Below are 1,257 nucleotides of genomic sequence, written 5' to 3'. Positions count from 1 at the left end.
TGTGCCGTCGCCCTTGATGGTCACGACAATCGGCGGCTGGGTCTGCTGGGGCGTGGCGTTGGCCACCGACGGCAGGTTGACCACACCGGGGTTCACCACGGGAGCGGCCACCATGAAGATGACCAGCAGCACCAGCATCACGTCGATGTACGGAACGACGTTGATGTCTGCCTTGGCCCGTCGGGCGCGGCGCGTTCGCTGGATGGTAGCCATGCGCTGGGCTCCTTAGCGCGTCTGGCGCTGCAGGATGTTCGAGAACTCTTCCATGAAGCTCTCGAAGCGGTTGGCCAGGCGGTCCATTTCCGTGGCGTAGCGGTTGTAGGCAATCACCGCCGGAATGGCCGCGAACAGGCCGATGGCCGTCGCCACGAGCGCCTCGGCAATGCCCGGTGCCACCGCCGAGAGCGTCGCCTGCTGTACGTTCGACAGGCCCCGGAAGGCATTCATGATGCCCCACACCGTGCCGAACAGGCCGATGTACGGGCTCACCGAACCGACCGACGCCAGGAACGGCAGGTGCGATTCGAGCGAATCCATTTCGCGCTGATACGCGGCCCGCATGGCGCGGCGCGAGGCGTCGAGGATGGCGCTCGGATCGGCAATGGCGCCTCGCTGGAGCTCCCGCGCCTTCAGGTATTCGCGCATGCCTGCTTCAAAGATGCGCTCGAGCGCCCCGGTGTTGTGGCGGTTGTTGGCCGCGCTCTGGTACAGCGCCTGCAGGTCGCCACCGGCCCAGAAATCGCGCTCGAACGATTCGGTCTGGCTGCGCGCGGCACGCAGGGCGAACGCTTTGCGGAAGATGTACGTCCACGAGAACAGCGACATCACCAGCAGCAGGCCCATGACAAACTGGACCAGTAAGCTGGCGTGCAGCACCAACGAGACGATCGACAGATCTTGTGTGACCTCGACGGGATTCATGCGGCGGCTTTGATGGTTGCGAGTACGGGAGCGGGAATCGGGGTCGGCCGGAATGTGAGCCGGTCGACACATCCGACACGGATCGTGCCGGAAGCGAGCAGAACGTCGCCGCGCCAGCTTTCCTGGGCGAATTGGACCGACGCGGGGCCGACGCGTTCCATACGCGAACGGATCTGCAGAAGGTCGTCCAGGCGGGCGGGTGCCCGGTAGTCCACAGCGGTGCTGCGCACCACGAAGATGGCGCCGGTCGCGTCGGCCAGCGCTTGCTGATCGACCCCAAGAGCACGCAGCCATTCGGTGCGGGCGCGCTCAAAGAATTTCAGATAATTGGCGTAG

Annotated in this window: 3 protein-coding genes; all 3 read right to left on the bottom strand. The window is 65.1% G+C overall.

Going from position 1 to position 1,257, the window contains the following annotated elements:
- Positions 1-213, bottom strand: a 213-nt coding sequence (locus A6M56_RS10115) for a biopolymer transporter ExbD (RefSeq protein WP_286758107.1), incomplete at its 3' end; no start/stop codon positions are given.
- Between the two features lie 12 nt (positions 214-225).
- The gene (tolQ, locus tag A6M56_RS10110; RefSeq protein WP_045786258.1) at positions 226-921 is read right to left on the bottom strand and encodes a protein TolQ; all 696 of its coding nucleotides are present in this window, start codon (positions 919-921) and stop codon (positions 226-228) included.
- Positions 918-1,257 (bottom strand): YbgC/FadM family acyl-CoA thioesterase (locus A6M56_RS10105; protein ID WP_286758106.1); only part of this gene is annotated, 340 nt, incomplete at its 5' end. The genes tolQ and A6M56_RS10105, both read right to left, overlap by 4 nt.

Origin of the sequence: Ralstonia sp. RL (assembly GCF_001683835.1) — a bacterium.
GTDB classification, from domain to species: domain Bacteria; phylum Pseudomonadota; class Gammaproteobacteria; order Burkholderiales; family Burkholderiaceae; genus Ralstonia; species Ralstonia mannitolilytica.
This window is presented reverse-complemented; position numbering and strand designations above follow the sequence as displayed.

What these genes read in the sequence shown, in the direction of transcription:
- tolQ (WP_045786258.1), bottom strand. Translation starts at nt 921, where the DNA reads ATGAATCCCGTCGAGGTCACACAAGATCTGTCGATCGTCTCGTTGGTG.